The following is a 17,820-nucleotide window of genomic DNA, read 5'->3' on the forward strand; positions in this document are numbered from 1 at the left end:
AGTTTGGGGAGGGGCGCCCAACGCTGGGCTAGGGGGCGAATGCCTGAAACTTCTTGGGGTGGAAAGTTAGGCTTGCATTCGACAACAGCGGTCATCATGGCCAGCGGGTGTGCTGGGCCAGGTTGCTGCGGCTGCAGGTGCTGTTGAGTTCTTGTTCACATTGGAAGTGTGCAACGTAACAATGGCAACACGCAAGTAACAAAGCGCCGAACCGTCCACATTTTGAGACGTAGAGGTCTATTGTGTCGCAAATCACAATTCCACGCACGTACTAAATGAACGCCATTTCATTCGGCGACGGCAAGAAATATTTGCAATTCAGTGAATAATCTTCGGCCGATGGGGCATGATGCGCACCTCACTTCCCGCGAACACCGCCCACGCGGAATCTCACGATCTGAAACAGTTGTTGTCCAATCGCAGGTAGTCTCCCTCGCTAATTTTCTGCCGAAAATCTGCTACAAGCTGTAGAAACAGCCGTTGCTTGTCAGGACGAGGTGCCCAAACCAGAGGTGGAGCCCAACCCGGACGATGAGGAGCCCTGCCCGGACGTGGTGGACGTAGTCAGCCTGATGGACGCCGCGGTGTAGTTATCCCCGTCCTTGATGGCCGTCACCCGAACCAAGGAGCCAGCCGTCACGTCAGCCATTGTGAGGGTGCTGGCGGTGCTGCCCCGTTGTCTGGCACCCTGAGCCACGGTGGTGTCGTCGTCTAAGGCGTAGCTCCGGGTGAAGCCATCCTCGCTCTTCACAGTAAGGGAATTCGACGAGACATCGCTGACCGTCCCCAACTGATCCGCCATGGTCACGTACGCCCCGTTGCGGAGCACCACGTATTCCGAATGGACCGCTGCGTTGAGCCCTCCTGCCATGCCCAGACCATCGGGCGCCTGGTTCCCGCCCATCTGCCCCGGTCCGGCTTGGCCCAGGCCACCCTGGCCCGGTACCGTTTGGCCTTGCTGTCCGCCGAGCCCACCGGCGTCCGTCTGTCCCAGAGGAACATTGGCGGCGTCCGCAGATCCGGCGCTTCCCAACGCGTAGAAGCCGGCCGCCGTTCCGGCAACCACCACCACGGCCACCCCGGCTACCACCAGCGTCCGTTTGACGGGCCAGCGCCCTTGAACACCGGCTTTCGACCGGCCGGGCTGCCGTTGAGTCCACCCTTGAGGGCCCGACGGCGGCGCTCCCCAACCAGCCGACTGCGCGGTGTCAGGAAAATGAGGGGTGTCAGGAGAATGCGCGGTGTCAGGAGACGGCGCGGTCTCAGGAGAATGCGCAGCGCCAGCCATCGTTTCACCAGCGAGAGGTTGGGTCCCTCCATCCTGCGGCTCAGACCAAGCCCACGACGATCCCGCGCCGGCCATGGATTGCTGCGCCGAGGAGTCCGGTGCCCGCTCGGGAACCGGGTTGCCCTGGGGCGTGGAGGGGCGGTTGTGTTCGTTCATGAGTTTCTCCGTTGACGCGTTCTTGTCTGTGTACGCCCCTCAGCGTCGGACCCGTTGCTGTGGGGAGCCTGTGTTGAGGAGAAGTCGCTCCTGTGACCTGTGGATACGCGTGTTTCCCGACTCCCACCTCGCTAGTGTTGACTTCACAGCGTCCTCACAGGACGGGCAAAGCGCTGGCAAACCAGCAGAACGGAGAGTTGTCCCATGGCCTCCTCGCACTCCATGACCAACAACCTTCCCCAGCTCTCCCACCCGGACGGCTCACCTATCCGTGCCCTGGTGGTGGATGACGAACCCAGCCTCGCTGAACTGATGAGCATGGGCCTTCGCATGGCGGGGTGGTCGGTGGCGGTAGCTGGAGACGGCCCGGAGGCAGTGAAACTGGCCAAGGATTTCCGGCCGGATGTTCTGGTCCTCGACGTCATGCTGCCCGGATTCGACGGCGTGGAGGTGCTCAACCGCATCCGCGCGTTCGCTCCTGAGGTTCCCGCATTGTTCCTCACTGCCAAGGACGCTGTGCAGGACAGGATCGTGGGCCTGGCTGCCGGCGGCGATGACTATGTCACCAAGCCTTTCAGCATGGAAGAAGTGCTCCTTCGCCTGCACCGGCTGGTTCAGCGTTCGGGCGTGGCAGCCATGGACACTGCGGAGTTGGTGGTGGGAGACCTGACCCTGAACGTGGACACCCGTGAAGTAACGCGTGCCGGGGAGGATATCCCGCTCACCGCTACCCAGTTCGAGCTCCTGCGCTACCTCATGGAGAACCCCAAACGAGTGGTCAGCAAGGCCCAGATCCTGGACCGCGTGTGGGACTACGACTTTGGCGGCCAAGCCAACATCGTGGAACTCTACATTTCCTACCTCCGCAAGAAGATCGAGGCGAACCACCCGCCCATGATCCACACCATCCGGGGTGCCGGTTACGTCATCAAGCCTGCGGACTAGGCGTTGAGCACACTTTCGGGCGTGGCCAAAACCTCCCAACGCAGTTGGCTCAATCCTTCAACATGGCATTTGCGCACCCGTTTGGTCCTGGTGGCCATGGCCCTGTTGGTAGCGATTTGCGGCGCAGTAGGGGCGGTCAGTTACGCGTCCATGGACATGGTCTTCAACAAACAGCTCGACAGGCAATTGGAGCAGGCGTCCAGCCGCGCGACGGAGTTCGGCAGGCCGCCGTCGAACTTTCCCAGCAACCCTTCCGGACGTCCGGATCCTCTGGAGGCGCGCGGCCAGGCTGCGGGAACGCTGAACGCGAGGATCGACGGGTCAACCGTGAGGAGCTCTGGGCTCATCGACGCCCAAGGAAATCGTGTTTCCCTCTCCGCGGCGGATGAACAGGTCTTGTTGTCCCTCCCCAAGGGCGACCTCCCCGTGGATCGGTCCCTGTCCAACGGCGACTACAGACTGGTGGCAGTGGACCCCGGCTACGGCGACGTGATTGTCACCGGGTTGCCGCTGGCGGACAAACAGAGCGCCGAGGCATCACTGGTGTGGACCATGGTGCTGGTGTCACTGGGTGGCTTGGTGCTGATTGGTCTGGCCGGCACCGTCATTATCCGGCGGACCATGCGGCCTTTGGAGCAGCTCTCCGAAGTGGCCACCAAAGTTTCGCGCCTGCCCCTCGACGCCGGTGAGGTGGCACTCGCGGTGCGGGTACCGCCGTCGGCCGCCCATCCGGGAACGGAAGTTGGCAGTGTGGGCCATGCCTTGAACCAAATGCTGAACAATGTCTCCAGTGCTCTGGAGGCCAGGCAGGAAAGCGAAACCAAGGTCCGGCAGTTCGTGGCGGATGCGTCGCACGAACTCAGGACGCCGTTGACCGCCATCCGCGGCTACACGGAACTGTTGCGGATGACGGAAAACTTCACCGAAGACGGCAGGAAATCCTTGGCGCGGGTCCAAAGCCAATCCGAACGCATGACCACGCTGGTGGAGGACCTTCTGCTGTTGGCAAGGCTCGATGAGGGTCAACCAGTGAAGGTCACGGATGTGGACCTGACCCAGCTGGTGATCGAAACCGTCAGTGACGAGAAAGTCATGGCGCCGGACCACATTTGGCAGCTCCAGCTTCCGGATGAACCCATCACCGTTCGTGGCGATGCAACGCAACTCCACCAGGTGCTGGCCAATCTGCTGTCCAATGCGCGCAAACACACCGACGCCGGCACCACTGTGGTCACCGGAGTCATGCTCTCAGCCGACGGCAGTGCAGTGGTGACCGTGACGGACAACGGACCCGGCATTCCGGAGGATTTCCAGGGCCGGATCTTCTCCCGGTTTGCCAGGGCCGACGCCGCGAGATCAGGGTCTGAGGGGACGTCTGGTTTAGGCCTGTCCATTGTGGAATCCATCGTGGAGGCGCACGGCGGCAACGTGGAGGTAACGTCCCGGCCAGGGCGCACCGAGTTCGCCCTTCGACTCCCCGCAGTCAGTACCGAACGCGTATAAGGAATCCGGCAAGACGACTCACCGGCATCGTGATCTCTGTTACCTAAATGTGACTTCCGCGGAATCCTCCTGTACCGTCGAAAGGGTGGGTCTCCCCTAACGGGCCCACACCCGGGATGCGCCGAGCTCTGCCACTTCCCGGAGTTCCGTTCTCATTCGAGGCAGAGACGGGGGACCCAGAGTCTCCGGGCCAAGGCATTTTTTGCCGGCCCTTGGGGTGAAGCCGCAGCTTGATGCGCGGCCGGATGACCTCATCCGAACCCGACAGCTAACTCCGCAGGCGCTGAGAGGTAACCACACATGTCTGAATTTAACGATCAGACGCGCCCTTCCGCGCGTCACCGCGATGAACACAACGCACCGCTGACCAAGTCGCAGGCCATCCTCAAGAACGCCGCCCGCCAGGGTAAGTCCGGCCACCGCATGTCGGTCGTCGCCGGTGTTGTTGCCGCCGCACTGGGTGTTGCATCGCTGGGAACGGCCGCCAACGCCGCTTTGAACCTCCCCGAAGCCAGCCGGGTCGCTGAGACCCAGGCGGCCGCGCAGGTCAGCAACACCCGCTCCGCTGCCACGGATGCTGCCGCCGAAAAGAGCGCAGCTGACCGGGCTGCAGCCGCGAAGGCTACGGCCGACAAGGCTGCCGCTGAGAAGGCCGCTGCAGACAAAGCCGCAGCTGAGAAGGCTGCCGCTGACCAGGCCGCCGCCGAAAAGGCTGCTGCCGAAAAGGCCGCCGCGGATCAGGCTGCTGCAGAGAAGGCTGCCGCTGACGCTGCTGCCAAGCAAGCCGCCGACGCCGCTGCTGCCGCCGCCGCTGCGGAAGCTGCAGCTGCTGCCGCCGCCCCCAAAGCCGTTGACGATCCCGCCGCTGCCAAGGCTTACGCCGCCAGCATCCTGGGCAACTACGGCTGGAGCGCGGCCGAAATGACCGCGCTGAACACGCTGTGGGAGAAGGAATCCAACTGGAAGACCACTGCCACGAACGCTTCCAGCGGTGCGTACGGCATTGTCCAGTCCCTGCCTGCTTCGAAGATGGCCACGGCCGGTGCTGACTGGCAGACCAACTACCAGACCCAGATCAAGTGGGGCCTGAACTACATCAAGGAACGCTACGGATCCCCGTCGGCCGCCCTGGCCTTCCACTTGGCCAACAACTGGTACTAAGCCAGACTGTTTGATTGCCGCGCCGGATTCCGCCGTTCGCACCAGTGTTTACTGGAGCGGATCGTGGGAACCGGCGCGGCTTTCACGTGTTTCACAGGCGCTCCCCCGGGTTCACAGTGGGGTCACAGCTTCCGCCTAAAGCACTCATATTCGGCGGCGCCATTCTGGAAGCATGACGCTCACAGATCCAACCACCAGCGCTTTGCCACGAAAGACCCATTCGGCGCGCTTGCGAGGCTCGGCGTTGCCCACTCCCCAGCTGGAACACCTGCACGATGGGCCGGCTGTGCACCGGCAGACCCGGCGGCTGCCCATTGACACCAAGGGCGTGGTTCCGGTTCTTGACGTCACTGTTCCCGTTTACAACGACGAAGTCTCTTTGGAACGCAACCTGCGCCGGCTGCACGGTTATCTGACGGACACCTTCCCGCACACTTTCCGGATCACAGTGGCGGACAACGCCAGCACCGACAGCACACTGAGGATCGCAGAACGCCTGGCCCGCGAGTTTCCCGAGCTGGTGGTGGTTCGGTTCCAGGCAAGCGGACGCGGGAACGCCCTCCGCCACGTCTGGGAGTCCTCGCCCTCACCGGTGCTTGCCTACATGGAATCGGACCTGTCCACAGATCTCGCGGCTTTGGCACCGCTCCTGGCACCATTGATTTCCGGCCATTCGGACCTGGCCATCGGCACGCGCCTGGCACGGACTTCGCGCGTAAGCCGCAGTCCTCTGCGCGGTTTCGTGTCACGCAGCTTCAACTTCCTGCTGCGGGCTGTCACGGGAGCACGCTTCTCCGATGCCCAATGCGGCTTTAAGGCCATCCGCGCGGACGTTGCCCAGCGCATCCTGCCCTACACGAAGGATGACGGCTGGTTTTTCGACACCGAACTCCTGGTGATCGCGGAACGCTGTGGTCTGCGCGTCCACGAGGTTCCCGTCGACTGGACCGACAACCCTGACTCAGGCGTCGACGTCGTACGAACCGCGCTTGCCGACCTGCGCGGCATGGCTCGCCTGACCCGCCACCTTGGCCGTGTTCCCATCGCTGAGCTGCGCGGAGAACTCGCGGTGGAAGCTCCTGCCCGGCGAGGCGGACTGGGCCGGCGTCTCTCCCAGGCTCTGGCGTGGACGTTGGCCTACGCCGTGGTCTTCCTGCTGGCCCGCACCGTGGTGGATCCTCTCCTGGCGAACCTCGTTGCCCTGGGGTTCACCACCTGGGCGGTAGGACTCCGCCGCGTTGGACCCCACCGCGCAGGATTCCTCACGTTCTTCACCACGCTTTTGCTCAGCTCCGGGGCGCTGATCCTCCTGCCGTTCATCACGACGCCGGACCGCTGGCTTGAGGGGTCCGCGGTGGTTGGCGCTTCACTCGCCGCCCACTTGCTGGGATACCTGGCGTTTCGAAGGACTCTTGCACCTGACGCCACGTGAGGATCTAGCGTTGTGCCCATGGGATCAACCAGGAGCGGGCTGTGGAGTGTTGGCGAACTCGCACGAGCCTGCGGGGTCAGCGTACGGACGCTTCATCATTACGACGACATCGGCTTGCTGTCAGCAAGCGGGCGGACGCCTTCCGGCCATCGGAGGTATGGCGAGGCCGACGTCCGGCGCCTCTACCGGATCAGGGCACTGCAGATGTTGGGGATTCCCCTTGCCGGGATTGGGGAAGCGTTGGGAGGGTCCGGGGACGACGACCTTGCATCAATGCGCAGCTTGTTGGACCGGCAGCTGCGTCACGTTCAACAGCACGCCCAACAAATCCAAGCCCTGCAAGATCGCTTGGACGATCTCCTGGAGCGTCTGGACGCTCCAGTTATGCCAACCCCTGAACAATTCATGTCGACCTTGGAGATGATCACCGTGTTCGAGAAGCACTTCACCACCGAACAACGCCAACAACTGGCCCACAAGCGCGAGGAACTGGGCGTTGAGAGAATTGAGGAAGCAAAAAGGCAATGGGAAGCCTTGGTGAATGAAGGTCTTTTACTCGTCGGCGCCGGCACTCCCGTGAGCGATCCGGCGGTGCAGGAATGGGTACGTTCCTGGGAGGAAACAGGCTCAATGTTCCATTCCGGAGAAGACACCAAGGTGGCCGCCCGGGCAGCCTGGCAGGAGAACCAGCCGACTATCAGCTCCGACCTGCCCTGGAGTTCTGAAGACTTGGCTGGTCTGATGGCGTACTTGCAGAAGGCAAGAGCGCAGTAGCCCTCCCGACGGCGTACGGCTATGCCTCCGGCTCTGCCTCGAACGCCCGCCGGACTGCAGCAATGGACGCGGCAACGTCCCCGGCGTCCGTGGTCCAGTTGCTCACCGAGATCCGGAGGATTTCCCGGCCGCGCCAGGACGAGCCTGACATCCACACAGCGCCTTCGGCCATCAGCCGTTGCGTGACGCGGTGGGTCCGGTCGTCACTGCCAAAGCTCACGGAAACCTGTGTGAACACGACGTCATTAAGAACCTCGACGCCGGGAATCGCGGCGAGTCCCTCCGCCAGTGCCCTGGCATTTGCAGCGAGCCGCTCCACCATGGCAATCACTCCGTTGCGGCCCAACTGCCGGAGGGCCGCCCAGACGGGAATGCCGCGGGCACGGCGGGACAATTCAGGAACCTTCTCAAAGGGGTCCCCGGGCCCGGCATCCGTTGCAATGAAGTAACTGGTGTGAATGCTGAAGGCCCTTCTGAGTGCCTCAGGGCTTGAGACGATGGCCAGACCGCAGTCGTAGGGGACGTTCAGGGTTTTGTGGGCATCCGTGGCCCAGGAGTCAGCTTCCTCCACTCCTGCCAACCGCTCCCTGAGTGTCGGGCTGACGGCGGCCCACAAGCCAAAAGCGCCGTCCACGTGGACCCAGGCGCCGCGCTGGTGGGCCACATCAATGGCTTCCGTCATGGGATCAAACGCTCCGGAGTGCAGGTTGCCCGCTTGCAGGCACACCAACGATGGCCCGGGCTGCTGCTCCATGGCTTCGGCCAGTGCGTCGGGAATAATCCGGCCTTCGTCGTCGGCAGCCACGGGTACGCAGGCCCCGAGACCCAGATACCGGAGCGCCAGATCCACGGCCGCGTGCCGTTCCCGCCCCGCGAAAGTGGTGATTCTGGGAGCACCGGAGAGCCCCATGGCCTGCAGGTCCCAACCCGCCTCATCCATCAAGTACTGTCGTCCCGCTGCGAGGCCTACGAAATTGGCCGTGGTGGCACCCGTGGTGAATCCAACGTCCGCGGTTGCCGGAAGGTGCAGAAGGTCCAGCAGCCAGGAGGCGGCAGATTCCTCGATGGCAGCCGCCGCCGGAGTGGCGAAGCGGAGCCCGGTGTTCTGGTCCCAGGCGGAGACCAGCCAATCGGCGGCCATGGCGGCAGGCAAGGTTCCGCCCATGACCCAGCCAAAGAAGCGCCCCGACTGGATCGCCATGAGGCCGGGCTCGGCCAGCGCAGCGAGCTGGTCAACTACTTCGGCGGCATCAGTGGCTTCGTCAGGGAGCTTCGGCGGCATGCTCCTGGCCACCTGATCGGCGTCGGAAGAAGGACGGACTGAACGAGTAGGCACCGACGCCAGCCAATCACCGGCGTGCACCATGGCCCGCCCCAATGCAGCACCGTACGCCTCCGGCATCGCAGACATGCGCACAGCCTACTCCCGGTTCACCGCATGGAACAGTACGGAACGGTACAGCCGGACAGCAGCTGTGATGCCGGACGGTGCCCGCCGGAATGCGTTACAGGGTGAGCGTCAGGAGGTGACCGCCGTCGTCGTCTTTAACAGCGGCAACCGTGACTGCCGAGTAGTCCGGGATCCGCCACATGCCGTCCTCGAGGTGGCCGGCGTTGCCAACCACCACGGTCCGCATTCCGGCGGCGCGCGCCGCAGCGATACCGGCGGGGGCATCTTCGAAAACCACGACGTCGGACGCGTCAACTCCCAGCATCGCGGCCGCCTTGAGGTACCCCTCCGGGTGGGGTTTGCCAAGGGTAACGGCCTCGGAGGTGACTGCCGTGGCAGGCATGGGAAGTCCAGCGGCCTGCATACGGATGCCGGCGAGTACGCGGTCGGCAGAGGTGACCAATGCGATGGCGTCATCCGGCAGCGCGGTCAGCAGCGCTGCCGCGCCGGGAATCGCTATCACGCCGTCTGTCCGCGTGCGTTCCATGGCATCCAGCTCAGCAGTCAAAGCAACGACGTCGGCCCCCACCGGAGCGTAACGGCGCACCGTGTCGCCGGAACGGACGCCGTGCGAGGTCCGGAGAATCTCCTGGATGTCCAAGCCGTACCGGTCAGCGAACTCGGACCAAACCTGCTCCACGACCGCAGTGGAATCAACCAGTGTGCCGTCCATGTCGAAGAGGATGGCGCGGGCGGTCAGCGTCGGCGTCTCTGTCGGGAGGGTGTGTTCGGCGTGGTCGGCAGGATGGCTCATGGTTCCATCCTGCCGCACGCTGTCAGGGTAACGGCTAAGTGTTACTCAGCCATTGGGGCGCTGCGGCAGGTACTGGACCGCCCATTTGTTGCCGTCAGGGTCCGCGAAGTACACAAAGTGGCCCCAGTCCTGGACATCGACGTCGCTGACGTCCACGCCGTTGGCCTTGAGCTGCTCATGTGCCTTGTTGATGTCTGCCACCACCACTTGGAGGCTTGGGGCGGAGCCCGGAGGGGCATCCGACAAGCCCTCGCCAATGGCGATGGAGCAGGCTGAACCCGGCGGAGTCAACTGCACAAAGCGGATGCCGTCCATGGGACGTTCATCGAAATCGGCGTTGAAACCAACCTTGTTGACGTAGAAGTCCTTCGCGCGATCGACGTCGGACACAGGGACAAACACCAGTTCAAGTTTCCAGTCCATGCGCCACAGGCTAGCGGCGCGCGGCAGAAACCGGTAGGGGTCTCCCTTTAGCCTGCCACGCCGTAGAGGCGGTCCCCGGCATCGCCCAACCCGGGCACGATGTACGACTTCTCGTTGAGCTTCTCGTCAATGGAAGCCAGGACAACCTTCACGTTGGCGTCCGCGAGCTCCTCTTCCAGCTTGGCCAGTCCTTCCGGAGCAGCCAGCAAGCAGATGCAGGTGACATCCGACGCGCCGCGCTTGAAGAGGAACTTGATGGCTTCGCGCAGGGTGCCGCCTGTGGCGAGCATGGGGTCCAGGACAAAGATCTGGCGGCCGGTGAGGTCCTCGGGGAGGCGTTCGGCGTAGGTGATGATGTCCAGGGTTTCCTCGTCGCGGGCCATGCCCAGGAAACCGACCTCTGCGGTGGGTACCAGTTTGGTCATGCCCTCAAGCATGCCCAGCCCGGCGCGCAGGATGGGGACTACCAGCGGCGTGGGCTTGGTGAAGGCCGTACCGATGGTCTTGGTGACAGGGGTCTCGATCTCAACTGGCTGCGTCTTGACCTCGCGGGTGGCTTCATAAGCCAGGAGGGTGACGAGTTCTTCAGTAAGTTGCCGGAAGACCGGTGAAGGGGTGTTCTTATCCCGCAGAACGGTGAGCTTGTGAGCGACCAGCGGGTGGTCCACGACGAGTGTGCGCATCCCCCAAAACTATCATTGAGACATGAGCGCCACCGAGCCGTATCACGCAGACCACATGGCCTGGATGGGCCTTGCCCTGGACGAGGCCCGGTTGGCGCTGAAAACGGACGACGTACCGATCGGCGCGGTCGTCTTGGGGCCCGACGGCGGCGTGCTGGGTTCCGGACGCAACGAACGCGAAGCGCACGGGGACCCGACGGCCCACGCTGAGGTAGTGGCCATTCGTCAAGCGGCTGCTTCGCTGCGCCAGCGCGCGGCGGAGGCGGGCTCGGACGGTGACGGTTGGCGGCTTGAGGACTGCACGCTGGTGGTCACTCTGGAGCCGTGTGCCATGTGTGCCGGGGCTATTGTCCTGGCCCGGATTCCGCGCGTCGTTTTTGGCGCGTGGGACGAGAAAGCGGGAGCGGTGGGTTCCGTGTTCGACATCCTCCGCGAGCGCCGCCTCAACCACTGGGTGGAGGTCTACGCGGGCGTGCGGGAGGAAGAATGCTCAGCCCTGCTCAAGGAGTTCTTCGCCTCACACCGGGTCCCCGGCGGGGGTAATCGCCCGGCCTGATCCTCTTCTTTGTGGGAGTAGCAATGCCAGTCTCTTTCAACCACACCATCGTTTACGCAACTGACAAGCACGCGTCTGCCGAGTTCCTGGCACGCATTCTGGGACTTCGAAAGCCGCAGCCCATGTGGTCCTTTGTCACTGTTTCCTTGGAGAACGGCGTCGCGTTGGACTTCCTTGAGGCGTCCGGGGAAATAGCGCCCCAGCACTACGCCTTCCTGGTCAGCGAAGAGGAGTTTGACCAAATCTTCCTCCGGATCACTGCCGAGCACCTTCCTTATTGGGCGGACCCTGCCCGGTCCCGCGCGCAACAGATCAACCACAACGACGGCGGCCGCGGAATGTACTTCTGTGATCCTGACGGGCATTTTCTCGAGGCCATCACGCGGCCGTACGGTTCTGGCTAGTTCCGACCGTTTTGCCCACGCGGCCGGCGGCTGAGCTTAGACTGGCCCATGCTCGAAAAATCGTGGGGAGCACTTTGTCTTGCTGGCGTGGTGGTCGCCGGCACGGTGACGGGATGCGGACAGCAAGCCTGTGACTCGATGCTTCGCCGCACTGACGTGAGTATCGATTTTTCCCGGCTCGGCACGTCGTGGGAAAACCTGGAGTACACCGTCAACTGTCCGGGTCAGGAATCGTGCGTGTACACCCCGGACACTGACACCAAGCGCCACGCAGCGGTGGCCGACAACCCCCTGTGGATTGCCCACGGCACAAAAACCATGGAAGTAACGGTCTACCTCACGGGCTCCTCCACGCCCCTGGCCAAGACAACGGCCGAGCTGGAGTGGGATCCTCCGTTCGATCCCTCTGCCTGCTCGACTACTGCTACAGCAAACTTTGTGGTTTAGCCTGCGTCCGGTGTGGCCAGGGCCTTCAGGACAGTGGCAGCAGTGGTGTCCCAGCCTTGGAGGTGTTCGCGGGCGCGGAGGGCGTTGCTGCGCCAGAGCTCTTGCAGGGTGGGGTCGGTGAGCCAACGCTTGAGTGAGTCGGTCAGGGCACCTTCCTGCGTCAGGTCCAGCGCGGCGCCGGCCTCTGTGTGGCCGAGGGCTTCCACGGCACCGGTCCCCTGCCGCACGAGCACCGGGACGCCATGAGCCAACGACTCCGTGACCACCATGCCGAAACTCTCGGAGCGCGAGAGAAGGACGCTGAGGTCCGCTTTGTGCCACTGCGCTTCGATGGTTGGGCCGGTTAGCTCACCTGTCACCTTGATGCGGTTCTCCAGCCCGTAATGCTCGACGGCGGCCCTCACCTCCGCTGCGTACCTCGCGTCAGCGTTTTCCGAGCCGATGAGGGCAGCGGACCATTCCACGTCCTGCAGGGTGGCCAGGCACTCCACGAGTTCGAGTTGGCTCTTGTTGGGAAGCAACGCCGCGACGGCGACTATATGCTGTGGTTGCGATCCCTCGGCGAGGTCTGCCTTGTCGGCCCCGGGCGCGGCGATGACCATCCTCTGCGTCCCATGCCTCGTCTCAAGCTCAGCCGCTGCATGGGCGCTTGGGCAGATGATTCCCGTGGCGGCAGCCAACGCCTTTGCCTCAAGATCGGGGTGGTCCGCCAACGCCATGTGCGAAAGGATCCACACCTGGGTACCGGCATTGATCGCGCCGGAGATCTCGTCCGGAGCCCCACTCGCTACCAGTCCGTCGGCAATCACTGTTGTGCCGCCGTCGAGCATGTCAGCGAAACGTTGCCGGTCCGCGAGGCTCCCAACCGGCCAGTCGCCGTCGACCGTTGCTGTCTCAACGGTGACGCCCAAGGCGGTCAGGTGCTCGGCGAGCTTGGCGTTGTACTTGTTACCGCCGGAGCCGTGCCGGACGTTCCCCGGGACCAGGAAGCGGATGCGCACTTACTTGACCGGGTTACTTGACCGGGAGATCCAGCGAGTAGCCCGCCCAAGCGTCAGGGTTTTCGCGGAGGACCACGTCAATGCCGGTGAGGGCCGGACCATCCGCGGTGTCCTGGATTTGGACCGCCATGGCGTCGGCAATGTGCTTCGCGAGCGCCTCCGTGGTGGAGAGTTTGCCCTTGAAGGCGGGGTGCTCGTCCAGGTTCTTGTAGTTCAGGTCAGCGAGTACCTCCTCGAGGATGCCGCCGGCGGCACCGATGTCCAGGACGATCGCGTCGTCGTTAACATTGGGGCGGCGGAAGGTGACCTCGGCTACGAACGTGGCGCCATGCAGGCCCTGGGCTGGGCCGAAGGCTTCGCGGGGAAGGCTGTGGGCGATCATGAAGTGGCGTCGGACGGTCAGGCTGAACATGTATTAATCCTCCGGCTGGGGGTAGGCGACCACGTGGCAAAAACCGCCGGGCCGCTCGAACAGTTTTGTCAGTGTGGTGGGCAGGTTCCGGAATAGGCACTCGCTGGTCAGGAAGGTGTCGAAGAGCGGATCCTTCAGCTCGACGGCCGCCTGCTCAAGGCGCTCGGCGTTGGTGCGCCGGTGCCTGCGTGGGAGGGCGACGGCGCCCACTTGGCTGGAGCGGATGTTGAGCCGTCGGGCGTGGAAATCCTCGCCGAGCGGCAGAGTGACTTCCTTATCGGCGAACCATGAAAGTTCGATCACATCCGAATCGTCACCGGCCAGTTGGAGGCTCAGCTTGAGGCCCTCATTGGAGGCGGAACAGTGGAAGACGATGTCGTTGTCGCTTTTTGCATTCTCTGGTTCGGCGAAGTCGACGTTGATGGTTGCTGCCAGCTTCCGCTTCTCCGGATCCGCATCCACCAACTGCAGGCGTCCCAACGGGTACTTCCGAAGCAGCGTCGCCAAGACCCCACCCACCAGGCCACCACCGACGACGGCCACCCGGTCTCCCAGCCTCGGCCCGGCTTCCCAGAGCGCGTTAATGGCCACCTCAACGATGCCCGTGAGCACGGCGCGTTTCGCAGGGACTTCCTCTGGGATTGCCGTGAGTTGGCTCGTGGGAATCACATAGAAATCTTGGTGTGGGTGCAGGGTGAAGACGGTTTTCCCCCGCCATTCCTCCGGTCCTTCCTCCACAATCCCGACGTTCAGGTAGCCGTACTTCACCGGGCCCGGGAAGTCGCCTTCCTGGTGCGGGGCCTGCATCAGGTCAGCCACCCGCTCCGGGACGCGGCCTTCGTGGACCACGCGCTCCGTGCCTCGGCTGACGCCTGAGTACAGGGTCCTGACGAGGGCTTCGCCTTCTTGGGGTTTGGCGATGGTCTCGGAGCGCAGCTCACCATCGCCCGTCTCGGTGACCCAGTAGGCGTGGGCTTCGTGTCCGTGTTCTAGTTCGTGTTCCCGCGAAATCGTCATGGTACTTACGAATCTATCGGTGGGGCGCTGCGGACGGAAGTTGGCTGTGCTTTGTCTTGTTCTTCCCGTTGGTCCGCGGGGCCTCGTTTTGGGGAACCGGGCTGAACTCCGGTACCCTATTTCAGTTGGTGACGTGTCCGAGCGGCCGAAGGTGCAACACTCGAAATGTTGTTTGGTGTAAAAGCCAACGTGGGTTCAAATCCCACCGTCACCGCCAATGAGAAAGGCCCTGCTTCCCTTTGTTTATGAGGGAAACAGGGCCTTTTGTTTTGCTCGGGTTAGGCGTCTGCCCACACTTTGCCCACACCCGATTGTGAAACGGCGTGATCTAAAGCGTCTGATACGGCGTCAAGATCGCCATCAAACAGGTCAGCGTTAACGTCCAGGGTCATCGCCGCGGAGCTGTGACCGAGCATCTTTTGAACCGCTTTGACGTTGGCGCCGGCAGACACGGCGAAGCTCGCGGCAGAGTGGCGGAGGTCGTGGGGCGTGATGCGCGGAATCCCGGAACGATTCACAGCACTCGCAAACCAACTCATGTTGTCTTCGTGGACACGCGCCAGCCGAAGATGATGCCCATTCTCGCCAGGGAACACCAGATCCTCGCGCCCCTTGCCCTCGCGCTGCATGGCTAGCTTCCCGGCAAGGAAGCGCGGGAATGGCACGGCGCGGCGCTTGTGATTCTTTGGCGCCCCACCTCTATTACCGAGCCCCACCTGCACCGCGTTTTCCTCGATCAAGAAACGCCTTCTAAGCATGTCCAGATGCTTGACCCTCAGCCCGATTGCTTCGCCCCACCTAAGCCCGCAGTAGGCCAATGTAAGGACCAATGCCGGGTATTTGCTGGCGTCCGCCAGCGCATGCACTTGCTCATGGGTCAGGTAGACATGAGCCTTCTTGACCTTCCGCGGCAACGTCACCCCCTGGCCGGGTTACTTAGAGCCCTACGATCCGCCACCGCGTCATCGAGTATCGCCGCCAAGACCCCATACGCTCGAATGACTAGGGTTGCTCCCTTACCTGCCCCGCTCAAGTCGGAAACCCATTGCTGCACAGCAGTTCGCCTCACATCAGCGATGGGGACATGACCCCAGACCGGCGGGACGTGGATTCTCCATGCAGATTCAACGGGCCTCATTAATGAGCCCAGCATGACCTCTCCCGCTACCGATCTTCATGATGCGGTAACCAAGTGGTATGCACGCAGGAACGCTACAGCCCACTAGGGGAAGTTCGTTATCGATGATGCAACCCAGCAAAGGCAGAGCTGGTATAACCGCGCCTTAGCAACAACCTCCTCCGATACGGGCATAGACCAATGGATGTGGACGTTCAAACGGACTGTCGAGCATGTACTCAATGCCGAAATGAACCGTGTGGGCCGAAGCCTCCTTTGACCAAGATGCTGACGAAACGCCAACGTCACCATCGCGGATGCATTGTCACATGCGCCCACGGCGTAGCCTTGGCGCAACTTCCATGTGGTGTATGCGCCGGGAGACAAAGATTGCGCTTTGTGTCGGTGGGCAGCATGGCCTACGTATTTTAGAGGTCAAGGATGCTGGTGATCCCAGTCTCTAGAGCGGCCTTCTAGCCCTCACCCATGTTGCCTGCAGCGTTTCGTTCACTGACTTGTCGGTAGGCGTCCAGGAAGAAGTCTTCAAGGTCTTGGCGACCAATCCGCCAGACGTTGCACCCACGATTTGTATGCCTTTGAGCTGGCCTGTCTTGAGCATGGCGCGGATCTGAACTTCACTGGCCGCCAGTTCCTCCGCTACCTGCTCAATCGTCAGGAAACGCGGACTCGGCATATCGTCTTCAGGCTTAAGGAGAACGCTACCAACAGGGAGTTATTGCGGCGGGTCTTTTCGAACGACAACGCCTTCGTCCCCGGGGAGTACTTTGCCGTGATCCCGCTCGGCTTGATCTTCAACGTTGAGCTCCCGAGCGTCTCCCGGCGAGCAGGGAGCAGTGGCACCAACGCTGTACGACTTGTCAGATGCATCAGTATCGAACTCAGCCCGAAGGACAGGACCACCCTCTGCGAAAACGGTCGGATGTGTTGTCGGGTTCACGGTGCGTACGGTCATCCCTAGGGATTTCCAATACTCGGCTACCCGTTTGGCGTCCTCTATATGGTCGATTCCTTGGGGTGCCCAGTGGTCGTAACCATAGCTGGCGCCCTTCTCGCCCTTTCCGAGGGAGCACTCCTGTGCTCCGGCGACGCCGTTGCGGGGCCACCAACCGGTGACGTCGAGCTGCTTGGTGGCGTTGATGACGAGTTCGACCACGCGATCCCGCCCTTCCCTGGCACTGATTGTCTTGTCAGGCGTCGCATCGTCAGACATTGTCGTGCTTGGCTCCTTCTCAGCGCATGCGGTTATTGTCATTCCCATCATGAGCACGGCCGTCGCGGCCGTGAGAATTCGTATATGCGTCTTAACCGCTGGCATTCGACGTTCCTTCCAATAGGGCCTCTTGCAGATCAGTCGGCCCTAACGGGACATACGGGGTGATCTTCTCGGTTTCTCCCCTGATTGCCCAGGCTACGTTTTTTAGAGACTCTGTTCGCTCGTCAAAATATCCCGCCTGCTCGCCACCATCAGACATGAGAGCTAAGTTTGTCGCTGAAAATGGCACTGATTGTCGTTCCTCGGATTTATCGCCCCGTCAGCCGGGTCGCCTCGGCCTCGTCACCAGTCCGCCATTCAGGGCCAAACGATGATGCTTTGGGGTTGCTGAAAAAATCAGCCAGGGCCCCTGCGACCGCGTCCAAGTCATGAACCAAATACGAAGGCATCAATCCCTTCATGCCACCCATGGGAACCTCCACGGACTGGTCCGTTCGCCCATCAGGATGGACCAACACCGCCCACGAACCTTCATCAGCAGCAACAGCATTCCGGTGACAGACCATTCCGGTGCCAACAGCGCCCGCCACTTCAAAACGCGCTGACCCGTGCTCGACCGTCAATCGCCCCTGTTTAGCCCCATCAAGGGACCGCAGGGCGGCATCCGCCACCCGTCGGGCCTCCGCTGGTGATCCAAATCCCCGCTTATCCACCGTCCAAGGAGCCGTAGGTGCCACTGTGCGGATCTTTGCAGCACGCCCCCAAGCCAGGCCTGCAATCGTTCCCGCAAGGAATCCGCCAAACCAGGCATACCCCGAGGCACCCAAAATGAACCACACAATAACGAACAAAACCAGGACAACAGAACCCATCCAGGGCCGGGGTACACCAAACCGAAGAAAGCAGGCACCCAAAGCCAGACCTGCAAGTAACGACCCGACCTCCACCAGAACCTTGTCGTTCGGCACAAAAACCATCACAGAGATCGTGGCCAACAACACCAGCCCGCTGATGATCAGCAGGCCCTTCCAGGGACTTCGCCGATTCTTTACCACAACTACCA

At 62.5% G+C, this 17,820-nt stretch carries 20 protein-coding genes, 1 tRNA gene and 1 riboswitch; of the genes, 9 read left to right on the forward strand and 12 right to left on the reverse strand.

Features of this window, described 5'->3' with window-relative positions; genetic code table 11:
• Positions 1-487: 487 nt before the first annotated feature.
• A complete protein-coding gene (locus BLW08_RS15170) occupies positions 488-1,444 on the reverse strand; it encodes a hypothetical protein (RefSeq protein WP_175538722.1) in 957 nt (318 codons plus the stop codon).
• A gap of 204 nt (positions 1,445-1,648) precedes the next feature.
• On the opposite strand from BLW08_RS15170, the gene BLW08_RS15175 reads away from it, so the two are divergent.
• The 5 genes from BLW08_RS15175 to BLW08_RS15195 all read left to right on the forward strand — a co-directional run bounded on the left by BLW08_RS15175 (position 1,649) and on the right by BLW08_RS15195 (position 7,259).
• Entirely contained in the window at positions 1,649-2,389 is a 741-nt protein-coding gene (locus BLW08_RS15175) for a response regulator transcription factor (RefSeq protein WP_090825045.1), read from the forward strand.
• 3 nt (positions 2,390-2,392) lie between these two features.
• Positions 2,393-3,892, forward strand: coding sequence for a sensor histidine kinase (locus BLW08_RS15180; RefSeq protein ID WP_091326126.1), 1,500 nt, complete (start codon positions 2,393-2,395; stop codon positions 3,890-3,892).
• Between the two features lie 109 nt (positions 3,893-4,001).
• Positions 4,002-4,189, forward strand: a riboswitch (cyclic di-AMP (ydaO/yuaA leader).
• A 3-nt stretch (positions 4,190-4,192) separates the two neighbouring features.
• On the forward strand, positions 4,193-5,053 hold the full coding sequence (locus tag BLW08_RS15185; RefSeq protein WP_090825049.1) for an aggregation-promoting factor C-terminal-like domain-containing protein: 861 nt from the start codon (positions 4,193-4,195) through the stop codon (positions 5,051-5,053).
• Positions 5,054-5,225: 172 nt separating this feature from the next.
• Positions 5,226-6,485, forward strand: a complete 1,260-nt coding sequence (locus tag BLW08_RS15190) for a glycosyltransferase (protein WP_090825051.1) — start codon at positions 5,226-5,228, stop codon at positions 6,483-6,485.
• Between the two features lie 18 nt (positions 6,486-6,503).
• The gene (locus tag BLW08_RS15195) at positions 6,504-7,259 is read left to right on the forward strand and encodes a MerR family transcriptional regulator (protein ID WP_091326129.1); all 756 of its coding nucleotides are present in this window, start codon (positions 6,504-6,506) and stop codon (positions 7,257-7,259) included.
• A gap of 19 nt (positions 7,260-7,278) precedes the next feature.
• Here BLW08_RS15195 and BLW08_RS15200 read toward each other — a convergent pair whose 3' ends face one another.
• From BLW08_RS15200 to upp, 4 genes are all read right to left on the reverse strand, one after another.
• Entirely contained in the window at positions 7,279-8,670 is a 1,392-nt protein-coding gene (locus BLW08_RS15200) for a pyridoxal phosphate-dependent decarboxylase family protein (RefSeq protein WP_091326131.1), read from the reverse strand.
• Between the two features lie 94 nt (positions 8,671-8,764).
• On the reverse strand, positions 8,765-9,463 hold the full coding sequence (locus BLW08_RS15205) for an HAD-IA family hydrolase (protein ID WP_091326132.1): 699 nt from the start codon (positions 9,461-9,463) through the stop codon (positions 8,765-8,767).
• Between the two features lie 45 nt (positions 9,464-9,508).
• Positions 9,509-9,886, reverse strand: coding sequence for a glyoxalase superfamily protein (locus BLW08_RS15210; RefSeq protein ID WP_090825059.1), 378 nt, complete (start codon positions 9,884-9,886; stop codon positions 9,509-9,511).
• A gap of 47 nt (positions 9,887-9,933) precedes the next feature.
• Positions 9,934-10,569: a uracil phosphoribosyltransferase gene (upp, locus tag BLW08_RS15215; protein WP_090825061.1), complete on the reverse strand. Its 636-nt coding sequence runs from the start codon at positions 10,567-10,569 to the stop codon at positions 9,934-9,936.
• Positions 10,570-10,591: 22 nt separating this feature from the next.
• On the opposite strand from upp, the gene BLW08_RS15220 reads away from it, so the two are divergent.
• Genes BLW08_RS15220 through BLW08_RS15230 form a run of 3 tightly spaced genes read left to right on the forward strand, consistent with a single transcriptional unit; the run spans position 10,592 to position 11,976 of the window.
• A complete protein-coding gene (locus BLW08_RS15220) occupies positions 10,592-11,125 on the forward strand; it encodes a nucleoside deaminase (RefSeq protein WP_090825063.1) in 534 nt (177 codons plus the stop codon).
• Between the two features lie 23 nt (positions 11,126-11,148).
• Positions 11,149-11,529: a VOC family protein gene (locus BLW08_RS15225; RefSeq protein ID WP_091326134.1), complete on the forward strand. Its 381-nt coding sequence runs from the start codon at positions 11,149-11,151 to the stop codon at positions 11,527-11,529.
• A gap of 48 nt (positions 11,530-11,577) precedes the next feature.
• Entirely contained in the window at positions 11,578-11,976 is a 399-nt protein-coding gene (locus tag BLW08_RS15230) for a hypothetical protein (RefSeq protein WP_091326136.1), read from the forward strand.
• Here BLW08_RS15230 and BLW08_RS15235 read toward each other — a convergent pair.
• Genes BLW08_RS15235 through BLW08_RS15245 form a run of 3 tightly spaced genes read right to left on the reverse strand, consistent with a single transcriptional unit; the run spans position 11,973 to position 14,406 of the window.
• Complete coding sequence (locus BLW08_RS15235) at positions 11,973-12,977, reverse strand: glycosyltransferase family 4 protein (protein WP_254779893.1); 1,005 nt, start codon at positions 12,975-12,977, stop codon at positions 11,973-11,975. The genes BLW08_RS15230 and BLW08_RS15235 overlap by 4 nt on opposite strands.
• 13 nt (positions 12,978-12,990) lie before the next feature.
• Positions 12,991-13,389 carry a 6-pyruvoyl trahydropterin synthase family protein gene (locus BLW08_RS15240; RefSeq protein ID WP_091326138.1) on the reverse strand — a complete coding sequence of 133 codons (399 nt, stop codon included), beginning with the start codon at positions 13,387-13,389 and terminating at the stop codon, positions 12,991-12,993.
• Between the two features lie 3 nt (positions 13,390-13,392).
• Positions 13,393-14,406, reverse strand: a complete 1,014-nt coding sequence (locus BLW08_RS15245) for a zinc-dependent alcohol dehydrogenase (RefSeq protein WP_091326140.1) — start codon at positions 14,404-14,406, stop codon at positions 13,393-13,395.
• Positions 14,407-14,533: 127 nt separating this feature from the next.
• Between BLW08_RS15245 and BLW08_RS15250 the strand changes: the two genes are divergently transcribed.
• Positions 14,534-14,623, forward strand: a tRNA-Ser gene (locus BLW08_RS15250).
• A 61-nt stretch (positions 14,624-14,684) separates the two neighbouring features.
• On the opposite strand, the gene BLW08_RS15255 is transcribed toward BLW08_RS15250, so the two are convergent.
• The 4 genes from BLW08_RS15255 to BLW08_RS15270 form a co-directional block, all read right to left on the reverse strand.
• Positions 14,685-15,326, reverse strand: a complete 642-nt coding sequence (locus tag BLW08_RS15255; RefSeq protein WP_368086888.1) for a tyrosine-type recombinase/integrase — start codon at positions 15,324-15,326, stop codon at positions 14,685-14,687.
• A gap of 657 nt (positions 15,327-15,983) precedes the next feature.
• Entirely contained in the window at positions 15,984-16,217 is a 234-nt protein-coding gene (locus BLW08_RS15260) for a hypothetical protein (RefSeq protein ID WP_254779894.1), read from the reverse strand.
• Positions 16,218-16,256: 39 nt separating this feature from the next.
• Entirely contained in the window at positions 16,257-16,754 is a 498-nt protein-coding gene (locus BLW08_RS15265; protein ID WP_139244909.1) for a hypothetical protein, read from the reverse strand.
• 311 nt (positions 16,755-17,065) lie between these two features.
• On the reverse strand, positions 17,066-17,812 hold the full coding sequence (locus BLW08_RS15270; RefSeq protein ID WP_254779895.1) for a hypothetical protein: 747 nt from the start codon (positions 17,810-17,812) through the stop codon (positions 17,066-17,068).
• Positions 17,813-17,820: the final 8 nt, after the last annotated feature.

This window comes from Arthrobacter sp. cf158 (assembly GCF_900106835.1).
Classification (GTDB): domain Bacteria; phylum Actinomycetota; class Actinomycetes; order Actinomycetales; family Micrococcaceae; genus Arthrobacter.